The organism is Klebsiella terrigena, assembly GCF_006539725.1.
GTDB classification, from domain to species: Bacteria; Pseudomonadota; Gammaproteobacteria; order Enterobacterales; family Enterobacteriaceae; genus Klebsiella; species Klebsiella terrigena.
The window spans coordinates 549,758-576,154 of sequence record NZ_BJNO01000001.1; the positions used below are offsets into that span (position 1 = coordinate 549,758).

28 protein-coding genes are annotated in these 26,397 nt (G+C 59.8%); 16 read left to right on the forward strand and 12 right to left on the reverse strand.

Annotated features, from left to right (window positions below; all coding sequences use genetic code 11):
- Window position 1 precedes the first annotated feature (1 nt).
- Window positions 2-1,285: a voltage-gated ClC-type chloride channel ClcB gene (clcB, locus tag RTE01_RS02655; protein WP_141334644.1), complete on the forward strand. Its 1,284-nt coding sequence runs from the start codon at window positions 2-4 to the stop codon at window positions 1,283-1,285.
- On the opposite strand, the gene bioD is transcribed toward clcB, so the two are convergent.
- The 3 genes from bioD to RTE01_RS02670 all read right to left on the reverse strand — a co-directional run bounded on the left by bioD (window position 1,247) and on the right by RTE01_RS02670 (window position 4,442).
- Entirely contained in the window at window positions 1,247-1,942 is a 696-nt protein-coding gene (gene bioD / locus RTE01_RS02660; RefSeq protein ID WP_041145751.1) for a dethiobiotin synthase, read from the reverse strand. The two genes, clcB and bioD, sit on opposite strands and share 39 nt — an antisense overlap.
- Window positions 1,943-2,194: 252 nt before the next feature.
- Window positions 2,195-3,415, reverse strand: coding sequence for a sugar metabolism global transcriptional regulator Mlc (gene mlc, locus RTE01_RS02665; protein WP_041145752.1), 1,221 nt, complete (start codon window positions 3,413-3,415; stop codon window positions 2,195-2,197).
- A 124-nt stretch (window positions 3,416-3,539) separates the two neighbouring features.
- Window positions 3,540-4,442: a LysR family transcriptional regulator gene (locus RTE01_RS02670; RefSeq protein ID WP_041145753.1), complete on the reverse strand. Its 903-nt coding sequence runs from the start codon at window positions 4,440-4,442 to the stop codon at window positions 3,540-3,542.
- A gap of 117 nt (window positions 4,443-4,559) precedes the next feature.
- Between RTE01_RS02670 and RTE01_RS02675 the strand changes: the two genes are divergently transcribed.
- Window positions 4,560-5,813, forward strand: coding sequence for an MFS transporter (locus RTE01_RS02675; protein ID WP_141334646.1), 1,254 nt, complete (start codon window positions 4,560-4,562; stop codon window positions 5,811-5,813).
- A gap of 33 nt (window positions 5,814-5,846) precedes the next feature.
- Here RTE01_RS02675 and RTE01_RS26240 read toward each other — a convergent pair whose 3' ends face one another.
- The 3 genes from RTE01_RS26240 to RTE01_RS02685 all read right to left on the reverse strand — a co-directional run bounded on the left by RTE01_RS26240 (window position 5,847) and on the right by RTE01_RS02685 (window position 7,527).
- Window positions 5,847-5,939: a KPN_01571 family protein gene (locus RTE01_RS26240; RefSeq protein WP_217698319.1), complete on the reverse strand. Its 93-nt coding sequence runs from the start codon at window positions 5,937-5,939 to the stop codon at window positions 5,847-5,849.
- A gap of 117 nt (window positions 5,940-6,056) precedes the next feature.
- Window positions 6,057-6,644, reverse strand: coding sequence for a LysE family translocator (locus tag RTE01_RS02680; RefSeq protein ID WP_141334648.1), 588 nt, complete (start codon window positions 6,642-6,644; stop codon window positions 6,057-6,059).
- A gap of 37 nt (window positions 6,645-6,681) precedes the next feature.
- Window positions 6,682-7,527 (reverse strand): AraC family transcriptional regulator, encoded by an 846-nt coding sequence (locus RTE01_RS02685; protein WP_041145756.1) that lies wholly within the window; start codon window positions 7,525-7,527, stop codon window positions 6,682-6,684.
- A gap of 187 nt (window positions 7,528-7,714) precedes the next feature.
- Here RTE01_RS02685 and RTE01_RS02690 point away from each other — a divergent pair, with 187 nt between their 5' ends.
- The 3 genes from RTE01_RS02690 to ydgU all read left to right on the forward strand — a co-directional run bounded on the left by RTE01_RS02690 (window position 7,715) and on the right by ydgU (window position 9,955).
- Window positions 7,715-9,202 carry a carboxypeptidase M32 gene (locus RTE01_RS02690; RefSeq protein ID WP_141334650.1) on the forward strand — a complete coding sequence of 496 codons (1,488 nt, stop codon included), beginning with the start codon at window positions 7,715-7,717 and terminating at the stop codon, window positions 9,200-9,202.
- 174 nt (window positions 9,203-9,376) lie between these two features.
- Window positions 9,377-9,802 (forward strand): acid resistance repetitive basic protein Asr, encoded by a 426-nt coding sequence (asr, locus tag RTE01_RS02695; protein WP_071844927.1) that lies wholly within the window; start codon window positions 9,377-9,379, stop codon window positions 9,800-9,802.
- A gap of 69 nt (window positions 9,803-9,871) precedes the next feature.
- Window positions 9,872-9,955 carry a small membrane protein YdgU gene (gene ydgU / locus RTE01_RS26690; RefSeq protein ID WP_095103248.1) on the forward strand — a complete coding sequence of 28 codons (84 nt, stop codon included), beginning with the start codon at window positions 9,872-9,874 and terminating at the stop codon, window positions 9,953-9,955.
- 11 nt (window positions 9,956-9,966) lie between these two features.
- Here the strand turns inward: ydgU and RTE01_RS02705 are convergent, their stop codons facing one another.
- The gene (locus RTE01_RS02705; protein ID WP_041145758.1) at window positions 9,967-10,221 is read right to left on the reverse strand and encodes a hypothetical protein; all 255 of its coding nucleotides are present in this window, start codon (window positions 10,219-10,221) and stop codon (window positions 9,967-9,969) included.
- Between the two features lie 53 nt (window positions 10,222-10,274).
- The gene (locus RTE01_RS02710) at window positions 10,275-10,886 is read right to left on the reverse strand and encodes a LysE family translocator (protein ID WP_134526256.1); all 612 of its coding nucleotides are present in this window, start codon (window positions 10,884-10,886) and stop codon (window positions 10,275-10,277) included.
- Window positions 10,887-11,002: 116 nt separating this feature from the next.
- Here RTE01_RS02710 and RTE01_RS02715 point away from each other — a divergent pair, with 116 nt between their 5' ends.
- Window positions 11,003-11,920, forward strand: a complete 918-nt coding sequence (locus tag RTE01_RS02715) for a LysR substrate-binding domain-containing protein (protein WP_134526259.1) — start codon at window positions 11,003-11,005, stop codon at window positions 11,918-11,920.
- A gap of 654 nt (window positions 11,921-12,574) precedes the next feature.
- Window positions 12,575-13,387, forward strand: coding sequence for a trypsin-like serine peptidase (locus tag RTE01_RS02720; protein ID WP_134526262.1), 813 nt, complete (start codon window positions 12,575-12,577; stop codon window positions 13,385-13,387).
- A gap of 3 nt (window positions 13,388-13,390) precedes the next feature.
- Here RTE01_RS02720 and RTE01_RS02725 read toward each other — a convergent pair whose 3' ends face one another.
- The 3 genes from RTE01_RS02725 to mdtJ all read right to left on the reverse strand — a co-directional run bounded on the left by RTE01_RS02725 (window position 13,391) and on the right by mdtJ (window position 16,331).
- Window positions 13,391-15,547, reverse strand: coding sequence for a putative bifunctional diguanylate cyclase/phosphodiesterase (locus RTE01_RS02725; RefSeq protein ID WP_134526265.1), 2,157 nt, complete (start codon window positions 15,545-15,547; stop codon window positions 13,391-13,393).
- 105 nt (window positions 15,548-15,652) lie between these two features.
- On the reverse strand, window positions 15,653-15,982 hold the full coding sequence (gene mdtI, locus RTE01_RS02730; protein ID WP_041145763.1) for a multidrug/spermidine efflux SMR transporter subunit MdtI: 330 nt from the start codon (window positions 15,980-15,982) through the stop codon (window positions 15,653-15,655).
- On the reverse strand, window positions 15,969-16,331 hold the full coding sequence (mdtJ, locus tag RTE01_RS02735; protein WP_041145764.1) for a multidrug/spermidine efflux SMR transporter subunit MdtJ: 363 nt from the start codon (window positions 16,329-16,331) through the stop codon (window positions 15,969-15,971). Before mdtJ ends, mdtI begins: the two co-directional genes overlap by 14 nt.
- 554 nt (window positions 16,332-16,885) lie before the next feature.
- Here mdtJ and RTE01_RS02740 point away from each other — a divergent pair.
- From RTE01_RS02740 to mdcH, 9 genes are all read left to right on the forward strand, one after another.
- Window positions 16,886-17,920, forward strand: a complete 1,035-nt coding sequence (locus RTE01_RS02740) for an AI-2E family transporter (protein WP_041145765.1) — start codon at window positions 16,886-16,888, stop codon at window positions 17,918-17,920.
- Window positions 17,921-18,125: 205 nt separating this feature from the next.
- The gene (gene mdcA, locus RTE01_RS02745) at window positions 18,126-19,781 is read left to right on the forward strand and encodes a malonate decarboxylase subunit alpha (RefSeq protein ID WP_134526268.1); all 1,656 of its coding nucleotides are present in this window, start codon (window positions 18,126-18,128) and stop codon (window positions 19,779-19,781) included.
- Window positions 19,781-20,641, forward strand: coding sequence for a triphosphoribosyl-dephospho-CoA synthase (locus RTE01_RS02750; protein WP_134526272.1), 861 nt, complete (start codon window positions 19,781-19,783; stop codon window positions 20,639-20,641). Before mdcA ends, RTE01_RS02750 begins: the two co-directional genes overlap by 1 nt.
- A 10-nt stretch (window positions 20,642-20,651) precedes the next feature.
- A complete protein-coding gene (gene mdcC / locus RTE01_RS02755) occupies window positions 20,652-20,951 on the forward strand; it encodes a malonate decarboxylase acyl carrier protein (RefSeq protein ID WP_041145768.1) in 300 nt (99 codons plus the stop codon).
- Window positions 20,944-21,777 carry a biotin-independent malonate decarboxylase subunit beta gene (locus RTE01_RS02760; RefSeq protein WP_076946842.1) on the forward strand — a complete coding sequence of 278 codons (834 nt, stop codon included), beginning with the start codon at window positions 20,944-20,946 and terminating at the stop codon, window positions 21,775-21,777. The genes mdcC and RTE01_RS02760 overlap by 8 nt, the downstream gene beginning before the upstream one ends.
- Entirely contained in the window at window positions 21,777-22,577 is an 801-nt protein-coding gene (mdcE, locus tag RTE01_RS02765; RefSeq protein ID WP_134528511.1) for a biotin-independent malonate decarboxylase subunit gamma, read from the forward strand. Before RTE01_RS02760 ends, mdcE begins: the two co-directional genes overlap by 1 nt.
- Window positions 22,578-22,843: 266 nt before the next feature.
- A complete protein-coding gene (locus RTE01_RS02770; RefSeq protein ID WP_134526275.1) occupies window positions 22,844-23,803 on the forward strand; it encodes an AEC family transporter in 960 nt (319 codons plus the stop codon).
- Between the two features lies 1 nt (window position 23,804).
- Window positions 23,805-24,422, forward strand: coding sequence for a malonate decarboxylase holo-ACP synthase (locus RTE01_RS02775; protein WP_134526278.1), 618 nt, complete (start codon window positions 23,805-23,807; stop codon window positions 24,420-24,422).
- Entirely contained in the window at window positions 24,422-25,324 is a 903-nt protein-coding gene (gene mdcH, locus RTE01_RS02780; protein WP_134528514.1) for a malonate decarboxylase subunit epsilon, read from the forward strand. Before RTE01_RS02775 ends, mdcH begins: the two co-directional genes overlap by 1 nt.
- Here mdcH and RTE01_RS02785 read toward each other — a convergent pair.
- A complete protein-coding gene (locus RTE01_RS02785) occupies window positions 25,314-26,240 on the reverse strand; it encodes a LysR family transcriptional regulator (protein ID WP_076946840.1) in 927 nt (308 codons plus the stop codon). The two genes, mdcH and RTE01_RS02785, sit on opposite strands and share 11 nt — an antisense overlap.
- Window positions 26,241-26,397: the final 157 nt, after the last annotated feature.

A 26,397-nucleotide genomic window follows, 5' to 3' on the forward strand; every position in this document is an offset into this window, starting at 1 on the left:
GATGCATCGTTTGCCTGCTTATCCTGATATTCAGGTCATGTTTCGCCGCCTGCTGGTCGCCACGCTGATCGGTATTCTGGCGGCACTCGCCGTGGCGCTCTTTCATGCCGCGATGGGGCTGCTGGAGGCGCTGCTCCTCAGCAATCGGAGCGGAAGCCTGGTCAACGCCGCCGAATCGCTGCCGTGGTGGCGACGGCTGCTGACGCCAGCGGCCGGAGGATTTGCCGCCGGCACCCTGCTCTGGATCTGGCAGCGCCGCACCCGCCAGCGTCCGCATGCGCCGACCGATTATATGGAGGCGCTGGAAACCGGCGACGGCCGCTTCGATACGCCGGCCAGCCTGATAAAATCCTGCGCCTCGCTGCTGGTGGTGACCACCGGCAGCGCCATTGGCCGCGAGGGGGCGATGATCCTGCTGGCGGCGCTGGCGGCCTCGCTGTTCGCCCGGCGCTTCACGCCCAAAGAGGAGTGGAAATTATGGGTAGCCTGCGGTGCCGCCGCCGGCATGGCCAGCGCCTATCACGCCCCCCTGGCCGGAAGCCTGTTTATTGCCGAGATTCTGTTCGGTACGCTGATGCTGGCTTCGCTCGGCCCGGTGGTTATTTCAGCGGTTGTCGCGCTGCTGGTCAGCCATCTGCTAAACGGCAGCCAGCAGCCCCTTTACCAGGTGACGCTCAGCCTTCCCCTCACCGCCGTTCACTACGGGCTGATGCTGGCGACCGGCCTGCTGGCCGGGCTCTGCGGGCCGATCTTCGTCTGGCTGATGGGCTGGAGCCATCGCGGCTTTCTGCGCATGCGCCTCTCGCCGCCCTGGCCGCTGGCGCTCGGCGGCGTCATCGTTGGCCTGCTGTCGCTGCTGGCGCCGGCGGTATGGGGGAACGGTTACAGCACTGTACAGAGCTATCTCCAGTCGCCGCCGCTGCTGGGAGCAATCGCCGTGGTATTCGCCTGTAAGCTGCTTGCGGTACTGGCCAGCAGCGGCTCGGGCGCGCCCGGCGGCGTGTTTACGCCGACGCTGTTTGTCGGGCTGGCAATGGGCATGCTGTTCGCCAGCTTCACCGGCCTGTGGCTGCACGGTTCTGAGGTGGCGATTATGCTGGGTCTGGCCGGAATGGCGACCTTCCTGGCGGCAACAACGCACGCGCCAATTATGTCGACCCTGATGATTTGTGAAATGACCGGGCAATATGCGCTACTGCCCGGCTTGTTGATGGCCAGCGTGCTGGCATCGGTGCTGTCGCGAACGCTACGCCAGGACTCGATCTACCGCCATCACCTCACCTAGCCGCGCCAGGTCAATATACTGGCTCAGCTCGCGCTGCTCGGCGCGCGGCAGATAGGGCAATTCGCCGATCAGCGGACCCGGCAGTTTTTTGCTTAAGACGTCGATGATTTCAGCGTAGTGCGCCAGACCCGGATTAATGCGGTTGGCGACCCAGCCGATAAGCGGCAGGCCGTCATTGGCAATGGCCTGCGCGGTCAGCAGGGCGTGGTTGATACAGCCCTCCTGAATGCCCACCACCATCAGTACCGGCAGCTGCTCCTGCACCACCCATTCGGACAGCGGACGCAGATCGTTCATCAGGCTGCGCCAGCCGCCGGTTCCCTCAACCACCACGTGATCGACCTGGCCGCTCAGGCGCTGCAGTCCGTCCGTCAGCAGCCCGTAGTTGATGGGGCTGCTGTGCGCCACGCTGCTTTCATCTTCGCTTAACGCTATGGGATTGACAGCATCATAGGGTAACGCCAGCGTCGACACGCTTTGTAAAATCAGCGCGTCTTTGTTACGCAACCCGTCCGGCGTCTCTTTGCTGCCCTTCGCTACAGGCTTGTACCCGGCGACGCTTTTGCCCTCAGCGGCCAGTGCCTGCAGCAGCGCACGAGAAACCACCGTCTTCCCGACGGCGGTGTCAGTACCTGTTATAAAGAAACGCTTAAACATCACTAACCCCACAGTTATGTTGATGAAATATATACCCGTCATGCTTCAGGCGGCATAGCGGTTAGCGCTCCTCGCTCACCCTGAACACTTAGCAAAGTAAGGCGTCGGGATTCCCTGCGTAGCGGCCTTCCGGCTGCGCGAATCGTGCGGATATATACAGAAAATGGATAGAAAACTGTGGGAAAAGTCTACGCGAAGCCGGCGAATGCCAGCTTGAGATAGCGCAATTTTTAGTGTGACTATGAAAAAATGTTAACCCTGTAACAGTCGTATCAGCAGCGATCCGTTATAGAGGGCATCTTTAACCAGCGCGGCGCCGGCCATAGTTCCGCGGTTGGAGAACTGGGTACTTTCGACGGTAATGTGTCGGCTATAGGCCGGCAGCGACTGTTGACGAATGCAGTCAGAAATAGCCGGAAACAGGATATCCGCCGCGAGGCTAAACGGAGAGCCGATAAGAATTTTTTGCGGATTGAAGAGGTTAACCATGATTGCCAGAATTCGTCCGACGTGCTGGCCGACGCCGCTGATAATATCGCGAGCCAGCAAATCGCCCTGCAGCGCCGCCTGACAGAGCCACTCAACGCTCAGCGGCTGCTGGTGCAGCATTGAGCTCATCGATTTGGTCATCCGTACCTGAGTAAGCTCCAGCACGCTCTCGACGCTGGCAATGGTTTCCAGACAGCCGTGGTTGCCGCAGTAGCAGCGCTTGCCGTAAGGGTCGACCTGAGTATGGCCGATCTCCACCAGGCTGCTGCTCCCGGCGTGCAGTAGGCGGCCGTCGGTAATCACCCCGGCGCCGACGTTATGGTCAATCACCACCTGAATCACGTCCCTCGCCCCTCTGGAAGCGCCAAACAGCGACTCCGCCATGGTCCAGGCGCTGATATCGTGCTGAATATAAACCGAAACACCGGTATGGTTGGCCAGCACTTCGCCAAGCGGCAGATCCTTCACGTCATCATAAAACGGCATCCGATGGATGATGCCATTTTCGGTATCGATAATTCCCGGCATGGTCACGGCGATTGCCGTCAGGCGTTCCAGCTTCTTTTGATGGCGAATAAAAAAGCGGTCAATATGCTCAACGACCCGGCTCAGGAAAGGCTGTTCGTGCTGCAGCGCCAGCTCGAGCTGCTCCTCGACCACCAGCTTGCTGCTTAAGTCGCGCAGCGCGAGGTGAATCTCACCCCGGCTGATACGCACGGAAAGATAGTGCCAGGCCTCGGTTTCCACCATCAGGCCCACCGCCGGACGCCCGCGGCTGCCCGGATCCTGGATTTCCGTCTCCTGCACCAGATGCGCTTCCAGCATCTCGCGGACAATTTTGGTAATACTGGCCGGCGCCAGCTGGGCAAAACGGGAGAGATCGATGCGCGATACCGGGCCAAGCTGATCGATCAGGCGATACACTGCTCCTGCATTGGTCTGCTTTATTTGATCGATATGGCCAGGCTGACTATCCGCTACCACCGTTGACTCCCTTTATTTTCGCGCTTCGAAATAAACTTTCAGCTATGGTGAAGCACTTCGACGGTGCACGTCAAATTTTTGCTTAGCCTTGTGATTTACCGCACAATTTTGAGCTGATTTTGTCCTAATTGTGCATCAAAGCGGCGTGAAGAAGCTGCTCCCGGAAGCGCTGTGCCGCCTGCCCCTGCTCGCGATGCTTCGACCAGACCAGCCACATTTCGGAAACGGCGTCCTGCTCGACGATCGGCAGCCAGCGCATTTCATTGAGCTGAACCCGCTTAAATGAGGCTGGCAGAATGGATACGCCAAGCCCGGACGACACCAGGCCAATAATCGTCATCGCCTCGCCGACCTCCTGAGCAATCGTCGGCGTGAGACCGTAGCGGCGCATCAGGCCGAGAATATCGTCATACAGACCGGTACCCACGTGCGGGTCAAAAAAGACGAACGGCTGACGCGCCAGCTCCGCCAGGCTCACCGCATCCTGGCGCGCCAGCGGATGATCGCTGGGCACCATTGCCAGCAGCGGTTCGCGCAGAATGCACTGCCACACCAGCGTTTCCGGCAGCCGGGTGTTGCGCATCAGCCCGAGGTCTAACGCTCCTTCGTTAAGCGGCACAATTTGTTCCCGGGTGTTGGTTTCCCGGGTCTGGATATGCACGTCCGGGTAGCGGCGGCGAAAGGTCGACAGGGTATCGGAGACGGCCTTAATAAACGGCGCCGAGGAGGTAAAGCCGATATGCAGTTCGCCGGTTTCGCCGTGGTGCAGGCGCCCCGCCCGGGCGGCGGCATCCTCAACCTGGGTGAGGATTTGGCGGCTATCGGCAAGAAACTGCTTTCCCGCCGCCGTCAGGCTGACGCTGCGGTTGGTGCGGGCAAACAGCCGGGCGCCGATCTGCTGTTCGAGGATCTGAATCTGCTGGCTCAGCGGCGGCTGGGAAATATTCAGCCGCGCCGCCGCGTGGCCAAAATGGAGCTCTTCGGCGACGGCAATAAAGTAGCGCAGGTGGCGCAGCTCGATATTCATATTTAAAACGTCTTATTTGAGATTATTAATATATTAGACAGAATATTTACATTTTCATACTCTAAAAATGTGACCTGTGAGGTCACCTAACCCCGAGTTTCTCAGCAAGGATTTTCCGTGAGTCGTACAACTACCGCTGACATCGCGCCGGCAAGCGAAGTCATCGACAATAATGTGGTATCCCAGCCAAATCAGTTTATTAAACGCGGTACTCCTCAGTTTATGCGCGTCACCCTGGCGCTGTTCTCTGCCGGTCTCGCCACCTTTGCCCTGCTCTACTGCGTGCAGCCGATCCTGCCGGTGCTGTCGAGCGAGTTCGGCATCACGCCGGCCAGCAGCAGTATTTCGCTGTCGATTTCCACCGCCATGCTCGCCGTCGGGCTGCTGTTTACCGGTCCCATCTCGGATGCCATCGGGCGTAAAAAGGTGATGGTTACCGCGCTGGTGCTGGCCTCCTGCTGCGCCCTGCTGTCAACGGTCATGACCACCTGGCACGGGATCCTCATCATGCGCGCACTGATCGGCCTGTCGCTCAGCGGCGTGGCGGCCGTTGGCATGACCTACCTGAGCGAGGAGATCCACCCCAGCGTGGTGGCCTTCTCGATGGGGCTGTACATCAGCGGCAACTCGATTGGCGGCATGAGCGGACGCCTGCTCACCGGGGTGTTTACCGACTTCTTCGGCTGGCGCGTGGCGCTGGCGGCGATCGGCTGCTTTGCCCTCGCCTCGGCCATTATGTTCTGGCGAATTTTGCCGGAGTCGCGCCATTTCCGCCCGACCTCGCTGCGGCCAAAATCGCTGCTGATTAACTTCCGCCTGCACTGGCGCGATCGCGGCCTGCCGCTGCTCTTTCTCGAAGGGTTCCTGCTGATGGGGGCTTTCGTGACGCTGTTTAACTACATCGGCTATCGTCTGATGATGTCGCCGTGGTCGCTGAACCAGGCGGTGGTCGGCCTGCTCTCTGTCGCCTATTTGACCGGAACCTGGAGCTCGCCGAAGGCCGGGGCCATGACCGCCCGCTACGGACGCGGCCCGGTAATGCTGGTCTCTATCGCGGTGATGCTTGGCGGCCTGCTGCTGACGCTTTTCCCCTCGCTGTGGCTGATATTCAGCGGCATGCTGCTCTTTTCGGCCGGTTTTTTTGCCGCGCACTCGGTCGCCAGCAGCTGGATTGGCCCGCGCGCGCGCCGCGCCCGCGGCCAGGCATCATCGCTGTATCTGTTTAGCTACTATCTGGGTTCAAGCATTGCCGGGACCTTAGGCGGGGTGTTCTGGCATAACTACGGCTGGAATGGCGTTGGCGGCTTTATTGCCCTGATGCTGACGGTAGCACTCGTTACCGGCGCCTGTTTGCACAAGCGTCTGAAATAGCGAGTAATCACGTGGCCTTCACGGCCACGCTGCTCACCACATTCCCAGTATCGATGAGGCCCCCAGCAGCTCTCTGACGGCGTCGATTGAAAGGAGTGCGATAAACAGCAAGGTGAACGGATTCATATTAACCCCGCATCAGCGGCCCTGGCTCCCTATGAGTTTAGCCGCTGGCTGAGAAACAATCTGCTATCCTGGCCACATCATGATGACATTATGATGACCGCCGCCGTCGCGGGGTGGCTACAGGATTCCCGCCCACGCGGAAATCAGCAGCAGCAGCGCCATCGCGCGCTGGAAACGAACCAGCGCCGCAGGGGTGCGAAAGACCCGGTTGACGATCTGCCCCAACAACGCCCACGCCGCAAGGCACAGCAGCGAAATCACTAAAAACCACGCCGCCATCCGCGCAATGCTCCATATCGCCCCGTCGCCGGTGGGCGCAAACAGGCCAACCACCGCCAGCGCCATCATCCACGTCTTCGGATTGACTATCTGCAGCAGCGCGGCGGCGCGGGCGGTAAAGCGCGCCGCGGTGGACGTTTGCAAATTCGGCGCCGGCGCGTTGAACAGCTGCCAGCTAAGCCAGCTGAGCCACAGCGCGCCGGTCCAGCTCATCAGCTGGCGGACCAGCGGATGTTGATGCAGAAGCTCCCCGGCACCGGCGCCGGATATCAATACAATCACGCTGGCCGAGACGCAGGCCCCCGCCACCGCGGAGAGCGTCGCGCGTACGCCATAGCGCTGGCTGTTGGTGAGGATCAGGATATTCGTCGGCCCAGGAGTAATGGAGGCGACGAAGGCAAACAGCAGATAGGGCAGCAGATCCACAGGTGACTCCTTGTTGTCAGGAGCCACCACTGTGCGGCTATTTTCTGGAAACGTCTGGAAGGTTTGTGCACAGGCGCCGGTAGTGGGCCGGGGTGAGCCGATACGAACGCAGGAACCAGCGGCCAAGATGGCTTTGATCGGCAAACCCCGTCGCGGCGGCAACGTCCACCGGCAGCTCGCCGCAGGCCAGCAGCTGGCGCGCTTTCGCCAGCCGCAGCTGGATAAGCCACGCGTGCGGCGCGAGGTGAAACTCGCGCTTAAAACAGCGCGTCAACGTGAAGCGATCGGTCCCGGTTGCCGCCGCCAGGTCGGCAAGACCGATATTGTCCCCCATATGCGCATACAGATAATCCCTCGCCCGGTGCGCCACCGCCGCGCTCCGGATATGCGACGGCAGCTTTTTCCGCCAGCTGCAGTGCGCGGTGAGCTCGGCCAGCAGGTCATCCATACGGCTCTGCTGCACGATGCGCATCTCATTGCCGTGCAGCGTCGAAAACGTCTCGCCGATAGCCCGAACGAGACGCGGCTCGCGGGTCAAGGTGCGGGGGAAATGGAGCGAGTAGCTGCCGGGAACCGACTCGTAGAGGCCCTGCAGGGTGTGCGTCAGCCAGCGTTCGTCGAGATAGAAGGTCAGATAGGTGAAGCCCCCCGCCACCGGCGCGTCGCCGTCGTGGATCTCGCCGGGTTCAAGCAGGAAGGCGTCGCCGGGATGGCTGCGATGGCGCTCCCGGCGGCAGGAAAACTGCTGGGTCCCGGACAGCGTTATCCCCACCAGATAGCTGTCGTGCCAGTGCGGATCGTAGGCGTGCCCCTCGAAGTGCGCCTTGATGGTTTCAATTCCCGAATCTGCATGCTGTCGCAGCTCAAGCCAGTCGTTTGTCATAATCTCTCCCCCACGCCATCAGCATTGTCTATCCTTTTACGTCTGTCTGGAAGATTTGTGCAGTTCAGCGCATCGCCAATCCCGGCAGGCAATTCACTCGCGTCACTCGACCCGTCCGGAGGATCAGGATAGTGTAGGGGTCAACAGGCTATGCCTCTCGTTCACTTGCAACAGGTCAGAATTTACTATGGCAGAAAACAAAAACTATCAGCAGCTTACCCATACTTTCCAGCGTCTGTCGCGCTTTTCACATCTGGGCGCCATCGCCGGGTGGGATATGTTCGCCATGATGCCGCCGGGCGGCAGCGCGGCGCGCGGTGCGGCGCTGGCGGAGCTGGGCGTGCTGCAGCACCAAATCCTGACCGATAAGAGCGTGGCTCAGGCGCTGCACAACGCCCTGCAGGAAGATCTTAACGACGTTGAGCAGGCCAACCTGCGCGAAATGACCCGCCAGCACGCCCAGGCGGCCCTGCTGCCGGAGAGCCTTGTTGAGGCTAAATCGCTGGCCGGCAGCCGCTGCGAGCACGCCTGGCGCAGCCAGCGTCCGGCCAATGACTGGGAAGGCTTCGCCGATAACCTGCGCGAAGTCGTCAAGCTGAGCCGCCAGGAGGCGGCCCTGCGCGCCGAAGCTAAGGGCTGTTCGCCGTACGATGCCCTGCTGGATATTTTTGAACCCGATATGACCAGCGCCCGGCTGGACGTGCTGTTTGCCGACCTCAAGTCCTGGCTGCCGTCGCTGCTGGCGAACGTGGTTGAGAAACAGGCCCAGCATCCGCTCATCGCGCCGCAGGGCCCGTTCCCCATTGCCGATCAGCGCGAGCTCGGGCTGGAAGCGATGCGCGTGCTGGGCTTTGACTTCAACGCCGGGCGTCTGGACATCAGCGCCCATCCGTTCTGCGGCGGCGTGCCGCAGGACGTGCGAATCACCACCCGCTACAACGAAGACGATCTGCTGAGCGCGCTGTTTGGCGTTATCCACGAAACGGGCCACGCCCGCTATGAGCAGAATTTGCCGCGCACCTGGATCGATCAGCCGGTCGCCCTCGCCCGCTCGACGGCGATCCACGAATCACAAAGTCTGTTTTTCGAAATGCAGCTCGGCCGCAGCGACGCGTTTTTAAACCGTCTGCTGCCCGCCGTACGCCAGCGTTTCGGCGAGCAGCCGGCGTTCAGCAGCGAGAACTTCGTTGCCTGGAATCAGCGCGTTAAGCCCGGGTTTATTCGCGTGGACGCCGATGAGGTCAGCTATCCGGCGCACGTTATTCTGCGCTATGAGATTGAGCGAGCGCTGATCGATGGCGACATCGAGGTTGACGATATCCCGGCGCTGTGGGATGAAAAAATGCAGAGCTGGCTGGGACTCTCCACCACCGGTAACTATCGCAACGGCTGTATGCAGGATATTCACTGGACCGACGGCGGCTTTGGCTACTTCCCTTCCTATACCCTGGGAGCGATGTACGCGGCGCAGCTGATGGCGGCCGCCAGACGCGCCTTACCGCAGCTCGAGAGCCAGATTGCCAGCGGCGACTTCTCCAGCCTGTTCGACTGGCTGCAGCAGAACATCTGGCAGCACGGCAGCCGCTTCACCACTTCCCAGCTGATTCACAACGCCACCGGGGAAGATTTGAACAGCGACTACTTCCGCCAGCATCTGATCTCCCGCTATCTGTAAAACTCCGCGCCGGGCAACGTCCCGGCGCATTATTTCTACATAATGATCCGCGTCGTACATTCGGTTACACGCCGATACCAAACACTCACGGAAAGCTCGAAAAGAGAAGCATATAGTTCTTTCACCGGCCCCGCAGTGGGGTTGAATGAAAAAAACCTTTTCGAGGATATCAGAATGAAAAAAGTATTAGCTCTGGTCGTTGCCGCTGCTATGGGTCTGTCTTCTGCTGCTTTCGCTGCTGATGCAGTAAGCACCACTCAGGCTCCGGCTGCTGCAACTCACAGCACCACTGCCAAGACCACTCATCACAAAAAACACCATAAAGCTGCCGCTAAACCGGCCGCAGAGCAGAAAGCTCAGGCTGCAAAAAAACACAAAAAGGCAGAAGCTAAACCGGCTGCCGCTCAGAAAGCCCAGGCCGCTAAAAAGCACCACAAAGCTGCAGCAAAACCGGCCGTAGCGCAGAAAGCTCAGGCTGCGAAAAAACACCACAAAGCTGCCGCTAAACCTGCCGTAGCGCAGAAAGCTCAGGCCGCTAAAAAACACCACAAAGCTAAACACCACGCTGCGGCTAAACCTGCTGCACAGCCGGCTGCATAATTAACCCGGTTAGTCTGGTATCGTAATAAATCGGCGCTGCTTCAGCGCCGTTTTTTTCTGGAGGATACTATGCTGCGGCGCTACCGTTTCGAGCTCATTCTGATCCTGCTGATTATCTGTGCGCTGGTTGCGACCCGCTTTTTTCTCTACTAACGCGGAACCGCTTAATCATCCCCTTCGATCGGATAACCCGCCTGACGTATCGCATTTCGACAGTCGCTGACCCCTGCCGCATAACCTGCTTCAATCTCACAGACCGGACTCGCACAGCACACCGGCAGCCTTACCGGCGTTGCCAGCTGCCGCTCCAGCTGCGTAATTCTCTCCCGGGCAGCCAGAAGCTCGGCGGCGAATAGCGCGGGCGCAATATCGTCTCTTTCACCGTTCGCCGCTGCGCGCAGCGCGTCATTCTCGATCATCGTTAACTCTCCTTCCCGGTAGCCCCCTTCAACCATAGCCTCTTTACGCGGACCTAGGCCCGGCTCCCGATGAATTGCCAAAGATTGTAGCCAAGGCCGTAGAGGGCCATGACCAGCAGGAAAGCGGCCGACATCATCGTTAACAGCCGGGTGTGCGCCGGCGTCAGCCAGCGATGAATGGCGAGAATATAAAGTGAGAGTACGCTAAGGTCGATAACCACCCACAGCGCGGTCAGGATCCCAAGGCTCGTGCCGCTATCGGCGGTGATATGAATAAACTGCGGAAAAAACGCGACAAAAAACAGAATGTCTTTGGGATTACCCAGGGCGGTGATAAATCCCACCGTCAGCCCGCCGCGCCGGGCCGCCGGGCGAGCGGCTGAGGTTTCGCGCAGCATTCCTACCGCCAGAACGGCAACGTACAGCGATCCGCCGATCGCCACCAGCGTCAGCGCCTGCGGGTCGAGGTGCAGCGCGCCGGTCAGCATTGCCGCAGCGACCGCTATCAGCAGCAGCGAGGCCAGATTGCCGCCGATCATCGTCCGTATCGCCCGGGCGTAACCCTCCCGCGCCGCCGTCCCGGTCACCAGCAGCACCACCGGCCCCGGGGTCGCAATCAGGGCCACGACCGTCAGACAATATCCCGCCACCAGCATGTAGTTCATGATAATAACTCACTCAATAATTTAGATTTCTGCATTCTGTTCTTTGATTAACAGATTGAAAAACGAGAAATGGTGAGTTTGAATGTGAGTATTACTCACTATAGAGATCCATAACGATGTCGACGCCTCCCCTCTACGCCCTGCGCGCGTTTGAAACCGCCGCGCGTCTGGGCTCGTTTAGCCGGGCCGCCGCCGCGCTGCACGTCACCCCCGGCGCCGTCAGCCGGCATATCGCTACCCTGGAGGCGTGGTTCGAGTGCCGACTGTTTATTCGTCAGGGGCCAAAAGTGATCATCACCGATGCCGGGCGGCAGCTGGCAAACGCGCTGGAGGAGAGCTTTTCGGCCATCGACAGGGCCTGCCATACGCTGCGCCGACAGGCGGGAAAGCTGCGGCTGAAGGCGCCCTCGACGCTAACCATGCGCTGGCTGCTGGACGTACTGCAGCGCTTTCGCCAGCAGCATCAGCGCCCTGAAATCGAGCTCAGCAGCGTATGGATGGATAAGGACAGCGTGGATTTTGCGCGGGAGCCTTACGACTGCGCGATCCTCCTTGGCGACGGGAACTTTGGCGCGGATAAGCGCCAGACGCTGCTGTTCGCCGAGTGGCTGATCCCGGTCTGCGCGCCGGCAATGACGCCGGCGGCGCGGGAAGATTTAGCCTCCTGTCCGCTAATTCACCCGACCACCGACCGCCGGGACTGGCGGCGCTGGCTGCAGCATAGCGGGCAGCATTCGGCGGTAGATCTCTCTCAGGGGCTGGTTTTCGATAGCCTGGAACAGGGCAATATGGCGGCCATGAGCGGTCACGGCGTTTCGGTGGGCGATCTGCTACTTAGCCAGCAGGCGCTGCAGGCGGGACTGCTGACGCTGCCGTTTTCGCAGGCCGTCGCTACCGGTGAGGGATACTATCTGGTGTGGTCTGCAAATACGCTCAGCCCGCAGCCGATTGCTCTGCTGCAGGCATTTTTGCTCGCGCACGTCCCGTGGCCTTTTCCCGACGGGATCCTTCGGCGGGGAAAAGCCCCGCAATGACGTGCAGCGATGTGGTGATGGCTTACAAAACGCTGACCGCCTGCACCACCAGATACCCCGCAGCACCCCAGATAAAGACGGACACAACGGATACATAAACCAACGCACGAATACCTTTTTTCGACATACGTCCTCCCGAGACTGGAGCCAGAAATCACCGATATCATCGCGGGGACAACATCTCTGTTTGCTCAACGGCTGCTATCAATAACAGCGTTTTGAGTGAGAAAATGTTTCGTTTTGCAAGTAAGCACAAATGGTGTAAAAAAGGACGGTTTTTTGTGAAGTTGTTTGTTTTATATAGCATTAGTCTAATGATTATTATTAACAAACGCTGGAAAAACGCATCATGACCGGGCGCAGATGGCGCCCTCTTTTTGGTACTTTCTGTAACCCGATATCTGTTGCTTCCAGGGCCGCTTTCTGCGGAAATGACAGCAGCAAAAAATACGCGCTAACTAGTTGAGTTATCGACCTTCTTTGCGTGCGAAGCGGCAATTTTACCGGGGGCTAACGGTGTAGTGATTTAATTAAAATTACTGTTAACTTTCATAAACTTAAATCTCCTGCTACTTTCAATATACCCAAAATCATCCCCGGCGCACTCGGGTGGCCAGCAGGATGGTGAGTATAATTATCTCCTCAGAGAGTGATATGCGTAGAGACGTACTGTTATTACTGTGTTCATTTTGCCTGTTTCCTCTGTTTGCACAGGCTGACGATGACGGCATGAGCGCGAAAGATATCAAGACCCTGTTTTTTGGTCATGATGACCGCAAGCCGGTAAGCAACCCCGCCGAAGCCCCGTGGGACGCCATTGGCCAGCTGGAGACGGCCAGCGGCAATCTGTGCACCGCCACCCTTATCGCCCCCAACCTGGCGCTGACCGCCGGGCACTGCCTGCTGACGCCGCCGAAGGGCAAGCCGGATAAAGTCGTCGCCCTGCGCTTTATCTCGCGCAAAAACGGCTGGGTTTACGAAATTCACGGCGTCGAGGGTCGGGTGGACCCGTCATTAGGCAGGCGCCTGAAGGCCGACGGTGACGGCTGGATAGTCCCCTCCGCCGCCGCGCCTTCGGACTTTGGTTTAGTGGTGCTGCGCTATGCGCCTTCCGGAATCGACCCGATCCCGCTGTTTCCCGGCAGTAAGGCCGACCTGACCGCCGCGCTAAAGGTCGCCGAGCGCAAGGTGACCCAGTCCGGCTACCCGGAAGATCACCTCGATAATCTGTACAACCATCAGGACTGCATCGTGACCGGCTGGGCCCAGACCTCGGTTCTGTCGCACCAGTGCGATACCTTACCCGGCGATAGCGGTTCACCGCTGCTGTTAAAAACCGAAGACGGCTGGCAGGTGATTGCCGTCCAGAGCTCGGCGCCGGGGCCGAAGGATCGCTGGCGCGCAGATAATCGGGCCATTTCGGTAACCGGTTTTCGTGACAAGCTGGAGACGCTGGCCGGCGAGTAACCGCTACCCCTGCTGCTGGCGCAGCTGAAGCAAAGAGGCAATCGGCATGGGCTCGCTGAAATAGTAGCCCTGCAGCTTGTCGCATCCCGCACGACGCAGCAGCGCCAGCTGCTGCTGATTTTCCACGCCCTCCGCTACCACCGTCATGCCCAGCGCGCTGGCGATGCGCACGGTACCGCGCACCAGCTCCGCCGCCTGCGGGTCGGTGTCTACCAGCCCGGCCAGCGATTTATCGATCTTCAGCGTGTCAAAACTGAAGCTGCGCAGATAGCCAATACTGGAGTAGCCGATGCCAAAATCATCCAGCGCAACGGCCGCCCCCAGCGCCTTCATGTTTTCAATGGCCGCGCGGGCGCGTTCGGGGTTCTCCATCACGTAGCTCTCGGTGACTTCAACCTGCAGGCGGCGGGCCGGGAAATGGCAGCGGGCGAGGACCTGCACCACCCGCGACTCAAACTCCGGGTCACGAAATTGCGCCGGGGAGATATTTACCGACAGCATCAGATCCCCCATCGGCTGCAGGTCGCAGCAGGCGCGATGGAGCACAAACTGGCCGAGCGCGTAAATCAGGCCGCTGCTCTCGGCGACGCTGATAAAGGCGTCAGGCGGCAGCGCGCCCTGGGGCCGCCGCGGCCAGCGTATCAGCGCCTCCACGCCTTCGATGGTCAGGGTTCCGGCGTTGACTATCGGCTGATACCAGACGTCAAACTCGTCGTTTTCAAGCCCCTGACGGATGCCGTTTTCCAGATTCAGCTGATACTGCCTGGCGTCGCTCAGCGCCTCGTCGTACCAGGTTGTGCGCCCCTTTCCGGTCTTCTTCGAATGATACATGGCGATATCGGCGCGGCGGAAAAGCTCGGTGCTGGAGCACAGGGCCGGCGCTCCGCTGGCGATCCCGAGGCTGGCGCTGATATAGATTTTGCGATCGCTCAGGTCAATCGGCGATTTCAGCATTTCCAGCACCGCCCAGGCGAACGCCGACGCCTGGCTTATCGCCTGCTCGCCGCCGACGGTCATGGCAAACTCATCCCCGCCCATGCGCGCCAGCATCCCCCCGGCGGGGACCTTCTCCTGCAGCGCGCGGGCGACGTGGGTAATCAGCGCATCGCCGACGTCGTGCCCGTAGTTATCGTTAACGTCTTTAAAGCCATCGAGGTCGATAAACACCACGCTCTGCATCTCGTGCGGCGATCGTTCACACACCACGTTGAGCCGCTCAATCAGCGCCCGCCGGTTGGGCAGCCGGCTCAGCCAGTCGGTCATGGCAATTTTACGCGCCAGCTTTTCCCCGCGCGCCAGCTTATACAGCCCCAAGCAGCTAAAGAGGATGAACAGCAGGATCAGGCTGGCGGCCACCAGCGCGATCAGGCGAATGCTGCCGGATGCCGCCTGAGCCGCCTCCGCCCCCGGCAGCCGCGGCTGCCAGCTGAGGTAGCTAATAATCTCCCCGCCGTTGGTGCGCAGCGCCACGCTATAGTCACCGCTGGTTTCGGTGGTATGCAGATGACGAATTTGAAACGTATCCCCGAGCTTTTGCAGCATATCGGGGTTGATGTGTCGGGTAATCACCAGATAGCGCCGCGTATCGTCGTACACCTGCAGGCGGCCCACGGTCGGGCGTATCAGGCCAATAGCGATAAAGGCAATGCCCTCCCGGGTTCGGGTTATCCCGGCCCAGGCGCTGGTTCCGCTGCGCAGCGCCGCGCCGTGCTGGGCGATCATCGACTGCAGGCCGCTGCCGAAAAAGCCGATATCCGACTCGTTAAAGGACTGACTGCGAAACGATCCCCACAGCACCCGGTAGTGCTGATCGAGGACGAAGGTACCGTCGTAGAGGTTATTTATTTTGAAGCCCGAACCCCATGAATCGAACAGCCATTTGGTGTCGAGCGTTGGGGCATAGGCCTGCTTAACGGCGTCGTCCCAGATGGAGTTATCCAGCACCAGCGACATCACGCGGTTCACTGAGGTCTGCACCGCGCCGTTAACCGAAAGCACCGAGCGGTGGCGGTCGATCTCGTTCGCTTTGATGCCAATCAGGTGCTGCGACAGATAAAGCAGAGATATAACCGAAGCGATCAGGCCAATTCCGGCGAGGAGAATAATGACCGCAAGCGTTTTGGCCGAAGGAAGATGACGCCAACCAGGCAAGTTAACCATTATCTATCCTCATCGCGGCTGGGAAAAAACGCACCGAATATACTCTTTTTTAAAGAGTAATACAGAGAACAGATTTTGCCGCCTGCCCGCGCAGGCGGCGTTCAATCAGGCCAGTTTTATTAACACCATCCCGATAATCAACAGCATCACGCCGACCCAGCCTTTACTGTTCAGGCGCTGGCCGAACAGGACCCAGCCGGCAGTGATGGTCGCGGCGATACCGAAGCCGCCCCAGAGCGCATAGGCCACCGACAGCTCAATCCCCTTCACCGCCTGCGAAAGCGCGCTGAACGCGCCCAGTACGGCGAGCAGTGACATCACGCCGTAGATCTTGCGGCGAAAGCCATCAGAAAACTTCAGGAAGACGTTAGCGGCAATCTCCAGCACGATGGCCAGCGCCAGCCAGGCCGCATGGATCCACTCAAACTGTTGCATGGGTCCTCTCTTCTGGCTGCTTCACCGCCTTTTTGGTGCCGGACTTGATGAGAACAATCCCGACCACCAGCGTCGCCAGACCCGCCATTTTGACCACCGAGAGCGTCTCGTCGAACAGCAGGACGCTGAACAGCGTGATCAGCAAAATACCGATACCTTCCCACAGGGCGTAGGCCACCCCGAGGGCAATTTTTTTAACCGCGAAGGCCAGAAAAATATAGGAAAGCGCAATCATTGCCAGCATTAAAATAAAACCGGTGCGATCGCCGCTGACGCTCGCCCATTTCATCGAAAGGGTCCCGGTAATTTCTGCTACGATAGCAAGTGCTAATAAAATCCAATAAAACATGATCCCTTCTCCTGCTTGAGAATATAATCCATTACGGCCTACAGCAAAGGTAAACCGAAAAATTCTGACGTAGATTTAGCCGTGCGCAACGCTGCGCCAGCTCAGGCAGAGAGAGGGATCTAAAGCGCTGAACGCCAGTGCTGTTCGCCAGCAAAGCGTGAGTTTGTGCGGGAAAGCGAAGGGAGATAACAAATATAGATACTGAACTGATTGTCCATAAAATTACAATTATCCGCGGTATTGCTTCTCGTCATTGCGGATGAAAATTGTCCTCGGTAGTTATACACAGCTAATTTGTAGCATAATGCTACATTATACTCAAAGCCTTTGCATTTCTTTACCTCGGCTATTTGATTTAGATTAGCTTTTTCTGATGCCGATCGCCATTATGATGGCGCGCCGTTATTTTAATTTTGTCGCCTGATGATTTTATCGCCTGCGGCAGAGGCGTGACGAACAATAACTCCACGCTGTACACGCAAAAAAGTCGTGATTTTTTATCCGCATCTGCGTCTACAATGTGAGGAAAACAGGCTCTATTTTCAGGGATTCGCATGGCCAAACCCATCATCACTCTTAACGGATTAAAGATTGTCATCATGCTGGGCATGCTGGTCATCATCCTTACCGGCATCCGCTTCGCCGCGGATATTATCGTCCCCTTCGTACTGGCGCTGTTTCTCGCGGTGGTCCTTAACCCGCTGGTGCAGCTGATGGTGCGCTGCCGGGTCCCGCGGGTGCTGGCGATCTCACTCTTAATCAGCGCCATCGTGATGCTGGCGATAGTCCTGCTGGCCTCGCTCGGCACCTCCCTCAACGAGCTGGCGCGCACCCTGCCGCAGTATCGCGCCTCGCTATCAGAACCGGTGCAGACCGTCACCCCGTGGCTGCAAAGGTTCGGCTTTACCGTTTCCGTCGTCGAGCTGAACAAATATATTGACCCCAACGCGGTGATGACGATGGTCACCGGCCTGCTCACCCAGCTCTCTAACGCCATGTCGTCGATCTTCCTGCTGCTGCTGACGGTGGTGTTTATGCTGCTGGAGGTGCCGCAGCTGCCGGCCAAGCTGCAGCAGCTGATGACCCGCCCGGTTGAAGGCATGGGCGCAATCCAGCGCGCGCTCGACAGCGTCTCGCACTATCTGGTGCTGAAAACCGCCATTAGCCTGGTCACCGGGCTGGTCGTCTGGGGCATGCTGGTGCTGCTGGAGGTGCGTTTTGCCTTTGTGTGGGGGCTGCTGGCCTTCGCGCTCAACTATATTCCCAATATCGGTTCGGTGCTGGCGGCCATTCCGCCTATTTTACAGGTGCTGGTGTTCGGCGGCCTGTATGACGCGCTGATCGTGCTCGCGGGCTATCTGGTTATCAACCTGCTGTTCGGCAATATTCTCGAGCCGCGGATTATGGGACGCGGGCTCGGGCTCTCAACGCTGGTGGTGTTCCTGTCGCTGATTTTTTGGGGCTGGCTGCTGGGGCCGGTGGGGATGCTGCTGTCGGTACCGCTGACCATCATTGTCAAAATTGCCCTTGAACAGAGCGAGAGCGGACAGAGCATCGCCTTCCTGCTGAGCGACCTCAGCAAGGATTAACCTCCCTACTTCCACTACGGGCCAGACGGCCCGTAGACCACTACTCCTTTAGCATTATTGATCCTCGTCACATCCCGCGTCCGTCATTCATTACTCTTATGCTAACAATCTGCCCGCGGGCTTAATTGATGCCCTGCGCCTCGCGTCGCACACTAACTTCCACACCATGACAGTCAAAACGATTTGTCGAATCAGGAGGTTAATAATGAATGCCGAACAAACGACGGGACGGGTCTGGAACCGCCGCCGTACGGAAAAGCAGCGGCGACTGGCCGCCGCCAACGTCTCCGGTAAGGTTATCCCCACCGAACAGCTGGTCGACGCGCTGGAACACCTGCTCGCCCCCGGCGACCGCGTGGTGCTGGAAGGCAATAACCAGAAGCAGGCCGACTTTCTCTCCCGCATGCTGGCGGAGGTGAACCCGCAAAAAGTCCACGACCTGCATATGATCATGCCGAGCGTCGGGCGCAGCGAGCATCTGGACCTTTTTGAAAAAGGTATCGCCCGCAAGCTCGACTTCTCCTTCTCCGGCACCCAGAGCCTGCGCATTTCGCAGCTGCTGGAGGATGGTCTGCTGGAAATCGGCGCCATTCACACCTATATCGAGCTCTACTCCCGCCTGTACGTCGATCTTTCGCCGAACGTCGCGCTGATTGCCGGCTATAAAGCGGATCGCAAAGGCAACCTCTATACCGGGCCGAGCACCGAAGACACCCCGGCGCTGGTTGAGGCGGCGGCCTTCCACGACGGCATCGTGATTGCCCAGGTGAACGAACTGGTCGACGACGAGTGTGACCTGCCGCGCGTCGATATTCCGGGCTCGTGGATTGATTACGTGGTCGTCGCCGATAAGCCGTTCTTTATCGAACCGCTGTTCACCCGCGACCCGCGCCTCATCAAACAGGAGCATATCCTGATGGCGATGATGGCGATTAAAGGCATCTACGCTGAGCATCAGGTGCAGTCCCTGAACCACGGCATCGGCTTCAACACCGCCGCCATCGAGCTGCTGCTGCCGACCTACGGCGAACGCCTCGGCCTGAAGGGAAAAATTTGTAAACACTGGACGCTCAACCCGCACCCGACGCTGATCCCCGCCATCGAAAGCGGCTGGGTGGAAAGCGTGCACTGCTTCGGCGGCGAGCTGGGAATGGAAGAGTACATTCGCGCTCGTCCGGACGTGTTCTTCACCGGCGCCGACGGCTCCATGCGCTCGAACCGCGCCTTCTGCCAGCTGGCGGGGCAATATGCGGTCGATATGTTCATCGGCTCAACCCTGCAGGTTGACGGCCTCGCCAACTCGTCAACGGTGACCCGCGGCCGTCTGTCCGGCTTCGGCGGCGCGCCGAATATGGGTCACGATCCTCACGGTCGCCGTCATGCTACGCCAGCCTGGCTGAACATGATCACCGAACCGGATCCGATGCAGCGCGGTAAAAAGCTGGTGGTGCAGATGGTCGAAACCTTCCAGGCCGGCGTGAAGCCCACCTTCGTCGAGAAACTCGATGCTATCGAGGTGGCGAAAGCCTCCGGCATGCCGCTGGCGCCGGTGATGATCTACGGCGATGACGTTACCCACGTGCTCACCGAAGAAGGCATTGCCTACCTCTACCGCGCCGAAAGCCTGGAAGAGCGCCGGGCGATGGTGGCGGCGGTCGCCGGGATCACCGACATCGGCCTTGGCGTCGACGCGAAGCGCGTTGCCGCGCTGCGCCAGAGCGGCAAGGTGGTTTATCCGGAAGATATCGGCATTCGCCGCAGCGACGCGACCCGCTCCCTGCTGGCCGCCGGCAGCGTAGCCGACCTGGTGGAGTGGTCCGACGGACTCTATAACCCACCGGCAAAATTCCGGAGCTGGTAATGAAACTCCTGTCACAGACTTATGCCGAGGTGCAGGCAGAAGCGCTGGCGTTCATCGCTCGCGACTGTCTGATCGACGAAGCGCGATTAAGCCCGAAGCCGGGTCTGGTGGACAGCCGGGGAAACGGTGCCCATCACGACCTCACCCTGGCCCTGATGGAGCGCTCGGCGCACAGCCTGGCCCCAACGTTTCTACAGCTGGCCCAGCAAAGCTGGCAGCGCCCCGCCGACATCGCCCTGCGCGAAACCGTCGGCCGCTTAGGGCGCGAAGGCGAACGGCAGATGATGGCCGCCACCCGGGGCGTGAACACCCACCGCGGCGCCATCTGGGCGCTCGGTTTACTGGTCAGCGCCGTGGCGATGCATGGCGGTAACGCAGGCGCACAGCAGATTGCTCAATCCGCAGCCCTGCTCGCCCGCCTGCCGGACGGTGCCGCACCAAAGACCTTCAGTAAAGGGCTGAAAGCCACGCATCAGTACCGGGTACCCGGTGCACGTGAAGAGGCGCAGCAGGCGTTTCCGCACGTGATGCAGCTCGCGCTACCGCAGCTGCTGCGCAGCCGTGCAATGGGGGCCAACGAGAGCGAAGCCCGCCTTGACGCACTGATGGCGATCATGACCTCGCTCAGCGATACCTGTGTGCTTTCACGAGCCGGCATGCCCGGTCTGGAAGCGATGCAGGCAGGCGCCCGCGCGGTACTGAACGCAGGCGGTTGCATCACTGTACAAGGCCGCGAAGCGCTCGCTGAACTTGATGCTCAGATGCTCGCCCTTAACGCTTCGCCCGGTGGCGCCGCGGATCTTCTCGCCGCCACGCTGTTTCTTGACAGGGTCAGCCAGCCCGCGTCTTGCTCAATTTAAAGAGGATGTTATGGAACACATTACATTGTCATTTCCTGCCAGCCGCACCTTCAGCGGTAAAGCTCTGGCAGGCGTCGTAGGCTCCGGTGATATGGAAGTGCTGTTCACCGCAGCCGCCGGGGAAACCCTCAGTATTGATATCACCACCTCCGTGGACAACAGCACCCGCCGCTGGAATGCGCTGTTCGATCGCCTGAATCTGATCAACGGCCTGCCTGCTGGCAAGCTGATCATTCACGACTTCGGCGCAACGCCCGGCGTGGCGCGCATTCGTATCGAACAGGTATTTGAAGAGGTGGCTCATGCGTAACGATCGCAGTTTTATCGAATTACGGGCCCGCGAGCGCGCCAGAACCCTGCTGGATGACGGCAGCTACCGCGAGCTGCTGGATCCGTTCGAAGGCATTATGTCGCCGTGGCTCGCGCCGCAGGGCGTTGTGCCGCAGTCCGACGACGGCATGGTGGTGGCGAAAGGCACCATTAACGGCCAGCCGGCGGTGGTGATTGCCATCGAAGGCACCTTCCAGGGCGGCAGCATGGGCGAAGTCTCCGGGGCCAAAATGGCCGCCGCGCTCGAGCTGGCGGCAGAAGATAACCGCAACGGCATCCCGACCCAGGCGGTGCTGTGCCTGGAAACCGGCGGCGTGCGCCTGCAGGAAGCCAACCTTGGCCTGGCAGCCATTGCCGATATCCACGCGGCGATTGTCGATCTGCGCCGCTACACGCCGGTGGTCGGCATCATTACCGGTACCGTTGGCTGCTTCGGCGGGATGTCCATTGCCGCCGCCCTTTGCAGCTACCTGATCGTCACCCGCGAAGCGCGTCTTGGCCTCAACGGCCCGCAGGTTATCGAGCAGGAAGCCGGGATCGAAGAGTATGACTCCCGCGATCGGCCGTTTATCTGGAGCATGACCGGCGGCGAAATCCGCTATGCCAGCGGCCTGGTCGATGCGCTGGTCGATGACGGCGTCAACGCGGTGAAAACCGCCATGAACGACGCCATCGCCAAAGGCGTTCCGGCACAAAACCGCAGCGACAAATATGCCGACTTCCTGACCCGTCTGAGCAACTTTGACACTCGTCAGCAGGCCGATACCGCGCAGATCAAACAGCTTTTCGCCGGGGAGGTGAAATGATGACTCAGTCCAATAGCCGTGGAGCCCTGTGGCTGGAAAAACTGGCGCCCAACGCGCCGCGCATGACTGGCCTGTGCCCTTCAGTACAGGTCGCCGACGGTGAGCTGAACAATGAGGCCGTACGCTTCATTGCCGTGGTCCCCGATGCCGATAACCACTATCCGCGCGCCGCGAAAGGCGAAGTGGGCCTGCTGGAAGGCTGGACGCTGGCAAAAGTGGTGAATGAAACCATCGATGCCGACGCGAACCGCGACGTGAAGCGCCCGATTGTGGCGGTCATCGACGTCCCAAGCCAGGCCTACGGTCGCCGTGAAGAAGCGTTCGGTATTCATCAGGCGCTCGCCGGTGCCGCCGGTGCCTACGCCAAAGCGCGCCTGGCGGGCCATCCGGTGATCGGTCTTATCGTCGGCAAGGCGATGTCCGGGGCGTTTCTGGCGCACGGTTATCAGGCTAATCGCCTGATTGCCATCAACGATAAAGGCGTACTGGTGCATGCGATGGGCAAAGAGTCCGCCGCCCGCATCACCCTGCGCACCGTCGATGCGCTGGAAAAACTGGCGGCGACCATTCCGCCAATGGCCTATGACGTCAGCAGCTACGCCACCCTCGGCCTGCTCTCCGACCTGCTGAACCTCAGCAATCCGGATGCGCCGTCGGATGCCGACCTGGCGCTGGTGGAGCTCACCGTGCAGAAAGCAATTTCCGATGCGCGTAAAGATCCCAGCCTGAAAAACCGTCTCGGCGCGGAGAATCGCCGTAGCTCTGCCCTGGTTCGCGAACGGATGCGCGCCAGCTGGTAACGGGCAACATCGAAGTACGTAAAAAAAGACCTGCCGAAAGCGGCAACCGTCGGGCGCAGCATAGCGCCCACGGCAAGCTGCTTTTAGAAAAATAAAAACATCGCAATTAGCCCAATACGCTAAATCATTCAAGTTGGATCAAGGCGGCAACTGAGTGAATCCCCAGGAGCTTACTTGAGTAAGTGACTGGGGGGTAAGGGAAGGCAGCCAACGCAGAGGCAGCTTGAAGGATGACGCGTATTTCTTTTTCTTACTACAGGTGATCTATGACTTATGTAATTGTTCATGCCCTTGCGCCGATTTTTCTGATCATGCTGCTGGGCTTCTGGGCCGGCAAAGCCAAAATGGTCGACAACAAAAACGTGTCGCTGCTCAATATCTTCGTAATGGACTTTGCCCTGCCCGCCGCGCTGTTCAGCGCCACCGTGCAGACCCCGTGGGCAGGCATTGTTGCCCAGTCACCGCTGATTGTGGTGCTGACCGGCGCGATGTGGATCACCTATGCGGCGATCTACTTCCTGGCCACCGGCGTCTTTAAAAAGTCCCCGCAGGATGCCGCCGTGCTGACCCTCACCGTGGCGCTGCCGAACTATGCCGCGCTTGGCCTGCCGATTCTCGGCAGCGTGCTGGGTGAAAGCTCCGCGACGTCGCTTTCCGTCGCCGTCTCCATCGCCTGCGGCTCCGTGCTGATGACGCCATTCTGTCTGCTGATTCTGGAACGTGAAAAAGCCCGCGCCGTCGGTGAAAACAGCGGTTCTACGCTGGCGATGCTGCCGGTGCTGATGTGGCGTTCGCTGAAAAAACCGATCGTGATGGGCCCGCTGCTCGGCGTGATCCTCTCGGCAATTGGCATCAAAATGCCGGACCTGCTGCTGGCGGCAATCAAACCGCTCGGCCTCTCAGCCACCGCGGCGGCGCTGTTCCTGACCGGTGTGATTCTGTCTGCCCGCAAGCTGAAGCTGAACGCCATGGTGAGCATTGCGACCATCACCAAGCTGCTGATCCAGCCGTTTATCGCGTGGGCTATCGTGCTGGCTTTCGGCCTGCACGGCTCCGTGGCAATCACCGCTATCCTGATGATCGCGCTCTCTGCGGGCTTCTTCGGCGTGGTGTTTGGTAACCGCTTTGGCGTGCAGTCGCCGGATGCAGAAGCCGTGCTGCTGTTGAGTTCCGTTCTGTGTATCCTGTCGCTACCGCTGTTCATCACTTTAACTTCAGGTATCTGATATGACATTCACCTCGCGCCCTCACGATTTGCTGTGGCTGAAAAGCCGCGACGCCCTGCTCAACGTCGAGGAGGCGTGGGTAGCCAGCCAGTGGCAGCCGGGCCTGCCCGTGGTCGTGCGGCGCGACGTGAATGACAGCGGCGATATCCCGGTGGGCGTGCGCGGCATAAAGCGCGAACAGCGCGCGGCCGGATGGGTAAAAGCCGAGTCCGTTGCCCGCATCGTCACGCCGGAGGCGCTGGTCGAACGCCAGCGCCTGCTGCACTCGCCGTTTGTTTCCCAGCCGCCCGTTCAGGCGGCTATTTTGCTGACCACCTTTGCGTGGCCGTGGATCTGGGGCATTACCGGCAGTACGGCCTATGCCGTTGCCACCGAAATTCCCGTGCTGCACGCCGATAGCGATCTCGATTTGCTGATTCGCGCCCCGCAACCGCTGACCGACGACGAACTGAGGCAGTGGCAGGCGCAGGTGGAAAAGCTGCCGTGCCGCGCCGACACCCAGATTGAAACGCCCTTTGGCGCGTTTGCGCTCAACGAATGGCTGCGCGAAGGACGCGTTCTGCTGAAAACCGCCACCGGGCCGCAGCTCACCGCGACGCCGTGGCACAGGGAGTCATGATGAAAATCCTCTTTACCTTTCCCGGCCAGGGCACCCAGCACCCGGGAATGCTGCAAAACCTGCCCGACGGCGAGGCCGTTCTTGCCGAAGTCCGCGCTGTACTTGGCGATGAAGCCAACGTGCTCGACACTGCCGACGCGCTGAAACATACCCGCGCGGTGCAGCTTTGCCTGCTGATTGCCGGCGTGGCGTGGGCCAGAGAGCTTATTCGCCACGAAGTCAAACCGGATATCGTCAGCGGCCTGTCGATTGGCGCTTACCCGGCAGCGGTAGTCGCCGGCGCGCTGGACTTTCACAACGCGCTGCGCCTCGTCGCCCTGCGCGGGGAGTTAATGGAGCAGGCGTATCCGCAGGGCTACGGCCTGACGGCTATTATTGGCCTCACGCTGAATCAGGTTGAAAAGTTGATGGCGGGAAGCCACACCTTCATTGCCAACCTCAATGCCGAAACGCAGATAGTGATTGCCGGCCGGGATGAGGATATGGCGGAGGTTGCGAGAAAAGCGCTGGCCGCCGGAGCCAGCAAGGCGGCCCGGCTTGCGGTAAGCGTACCGTCGCACTGTGCTTTGCTGGATAAGCCAGCGGCAGAATTAGCTCAGGCGTTTGAATCCGTGACGTTGTCACGACCATCGCGGGCGTATCTTAGCGGATCCACCGGCCGCGTGCTGTGGGAACCGCAGAAAATCGCCGCAGATTTAGCCTTCAACATGGCGCGTACCGTACAGTGGCAGGACGCCATGGTAGCGGCCAATCAGCGCGACGCGCGGCTGGCGATTGAGATGCCGCCCGGCAGCGTATTGACCGGGCTGACCTACCTCGCAGGCTGGCAGGGCGACGCCATCTGCATGGAGCGAAACAGCGTTGAAGTGGCGCAGCACCTGGCGAAGCGCCTCAGCCGTTGAGGCTGCGGGCGTACATCCGCCCTTCCGCCGCCAGCGCCAGCAGGTCCGCGTCGCGTTCGCGATGGTGGGAATAGACAATCGAGATCAGCTGGCGCATCTGATAGGGTTCCGCCAGCTTTAGTAGCTGCACGTCGTTTTCGTAGACCTTTTTCATCCGCCCGGGCAGCAGCGCAAAGCCGACGCCGGCCTGCACCAGGCTTATCATCGAAAAGATGTCGTTGACCCGGGTGACGATTTCAGGCTCGAAGGCGGCAACCTGAAAGGCCTCCCTGAAGCCAGCGTAGGTGGCAAATCCTTCCGCAAGCGAAACGAATTTACGGTCGGCATAGTCGCGAAGGTCGGCCGGTTTCGCGGTATCCAGCCGTTCGGCCGCCGGCGCGGCGAGAAAAATATCGTCTTCAAACAGCGGCACCACGTCAAACGCGGTGTCGCTGAACTCCCCCTCGTTGGTGGCGATAAGGATCGCATCCAGGGCGTCGTCTTCCAGCATATCCAGCAGCATCTGGTTGGAGCCCATCGTCAGGTCCAGCTCCAGCTCGGGCCGCCGCAGCTTCATTCCCATGATGATCCGCGGGACCGTCTCCAGCGTGAGCGAATAGAGCGTGCCGATGCGCAGCCGTCCCTGGCCGACGCCGGCGACCTTTCGCGTCGCCTCCAGCCCGCGCGTCATCAGGGTGGTAACGTCCTGACAATACTCCAGCAGCGTCCAGGCCGCCGGCAGCGGCAGCAGGTTGCGTCCCTTATGCACAAACAGCGGGCAGCCCACCCCCTCTTCGAGGGTATGCAGGGCCCGGTGGACGCTGACGCCGCTGAGCTGCATCGCTTCGGCGGTTCTGGCGATATTGCCTTTGGTCATAAACATCATAAATACCGCCAGCTTACGGAAGGTAATATCCTGGCTAATGTCGTCTTTCATTGCGCTGCACTCCCTATTTCCGCCGCGGCTCACTATTTATCGAGTGAATTCAAGCCAGTATAACCGTAACGCCGGTAAATGCTTTAACGCAGAGCAAGGAATGGCCGAACGGGCCTTGAGGCGGCGCAGGGGCGGATAAGGCAAAAAAAATGCCGGT

Coding starts and splice junctions, on each gene's coding strand:
- clcB (WP_141334644.1), top strand. CDS start 2: ATGCATCGTTTGCCTGCTTATCCTGATATTCAGGTCATGTTTCGCCGC.
- bioD (WP_041145751.1), bottom strand. CDS start 1,942: ATGTTTAAGCGTTTCTTTATAACAGGTACTGACACCGCCGTCGGGAAG.
- RTE01_RS02670 (WP_041145753.1), bottom strand. CDS start 4,442: ATGAATATCGAGCTGCGCCACCTGCGCTACTTTATTGCCGTCGCCGAA.
- RTE01_RS26240 (WP_217698319.1), bottom strand. CDS start 5,939: ATGAATCCGTTCACCTTGCTGTTTATCGCACTCCTTTCAATCGACGCC.
- RTE01_RS02685 (WP_041145756.1), bottom strand. CDS start 7,527: ATGACAAACGACTGGCTTGAGCTGCGACAGCATGCAGATTCGGGAATT.
- RTE01_RS02690 (WP_141334650.1), top strand. CDS start 7,715: ATGGCAGAAAACAAAAACTATCAGCAGCTTACCCATACTTTCCAGCGT.
- asr (WP_071844927.1), top strand. CDS start 9,377: ATGAAAAAAGTATTAGCTCTGGTCGTTGCCGCTGCTATGGGTCTGTCT.
- ydgU (WP_095103248.1), top strand. CDS start 9,872: ATGCTGCGGCGCTACCGTTTCGAGCTCATTCTGATCCTGCTGATTATC.
- RTE01_RS02705 (WP_041145758.1), bottom strand. CDS start 10,221: ATGATCGAGAATGACGCGCTGCGCGCAGCGGCGAACGGTGAAAGAGAC.
- RTE01_RS02710 (WP_134526256.1), bottom strand. CDS start 10,886: ATGAACTACATGCTGGTGGCGGGATATTGTCTGACGGTCGTGGCCCTG.
- RTE01_RS02715 (WP_134526259.1), top strand. CDS start 11,003: ATGTCGACGCCTCCCCTCTACGCCCTGCGCGCGTTTGAAACCGCCGCG.
- RTE01_RS02720 (WP_134526262.1), top strand. CDS start 12,575: ATGCGTAGAGACGTACTGTTATTACTGTGTTCATTTTGCCTGTTTCCT.
- RTE01_RS02725 (WP_134526265.1), bottom strand. CDS start 15,547: ATGGTTAACTTGCCTGGTTGGCGTCATCTTCCTTCGGCCAAAACGCTT.
- mdtI (WP_041145763.1), bottom strand. CDS start 15,982: ATGCAACAGTTTGAGTGGATCCATGCGGCCTGGCTGGCGCTGGCCATC.
- mdtJ (WP_041145764.1), bottom strand. CDS start 16,331: ATGTTTTATTGGATTTTATTAGCACTTGCTATCGTAGCAGAAATTACC.
- RTE01_RS02740 (WP_041145765.1), top strand. CDS start 16,886: ATGGCCAAACCCATCATCACTCTTAACGGATTAAAGATTGTCATCATG.
- mdcA (WP_134526268.1), top strand. CDS start 18,126: ATGAATGCCGAACAAACGACGGGACGGGTCTGGAACCGCCGCCGTACG.
- RTE01_RS02750 (WP_134526272.1), top strand. CDS start 19,781: ATGAAACTCCTGTCACAGACTTATGCCGAGGTGCAGGCAGAAGCGCTG.
- mdcC (WP_041145768.1), top strand. CDS start 20,652: ATGGAACACATTACATTGTCATTTCCTGCCAGCCGCACCTTCAGCGGT.
- RTE01_RS02760 (WP_076946842.1), top strand. CDS start 20,944: ATGCGTAACGATCGCAGTTTTATCGAATTACGGGCCCGCGAGCGCGCC.
- mdcE (WP_134528511.1), top strand. CDS start 21,777: ATGACTCAGTCCAATAGCCGTGGAGCCCTGTGGCTGGAAAAACTGGCG.
- RTE01_RS02770 (WP_134526275.1), top strand. CDS start 22,844: ATGACTTATGTAATTGTTCATGCCCTTGCGCCGATTTTTCTGATCATG.
- RTE01_RS02775 (WP_134526278.1), top strand. CDS start 23,805: ATGACATTCACCTCGCGCCCTCACGATTTGCTGTGGCTGAAAAGCCGC.
- mdcH (WP_134528514.1), top strand. CDS start 24,422: ATGAAAATCCTCTTTACCTTTCCCGGCCAGGGCACCCAGCACCCGGGA.
- RTE01_RS02785 (WP_076946840.1), bottom strand. CDS start 26,240: ATGAAAGACGACATTAGCCAGGATATTACCTTCCGTAAGCTGGCGGTA.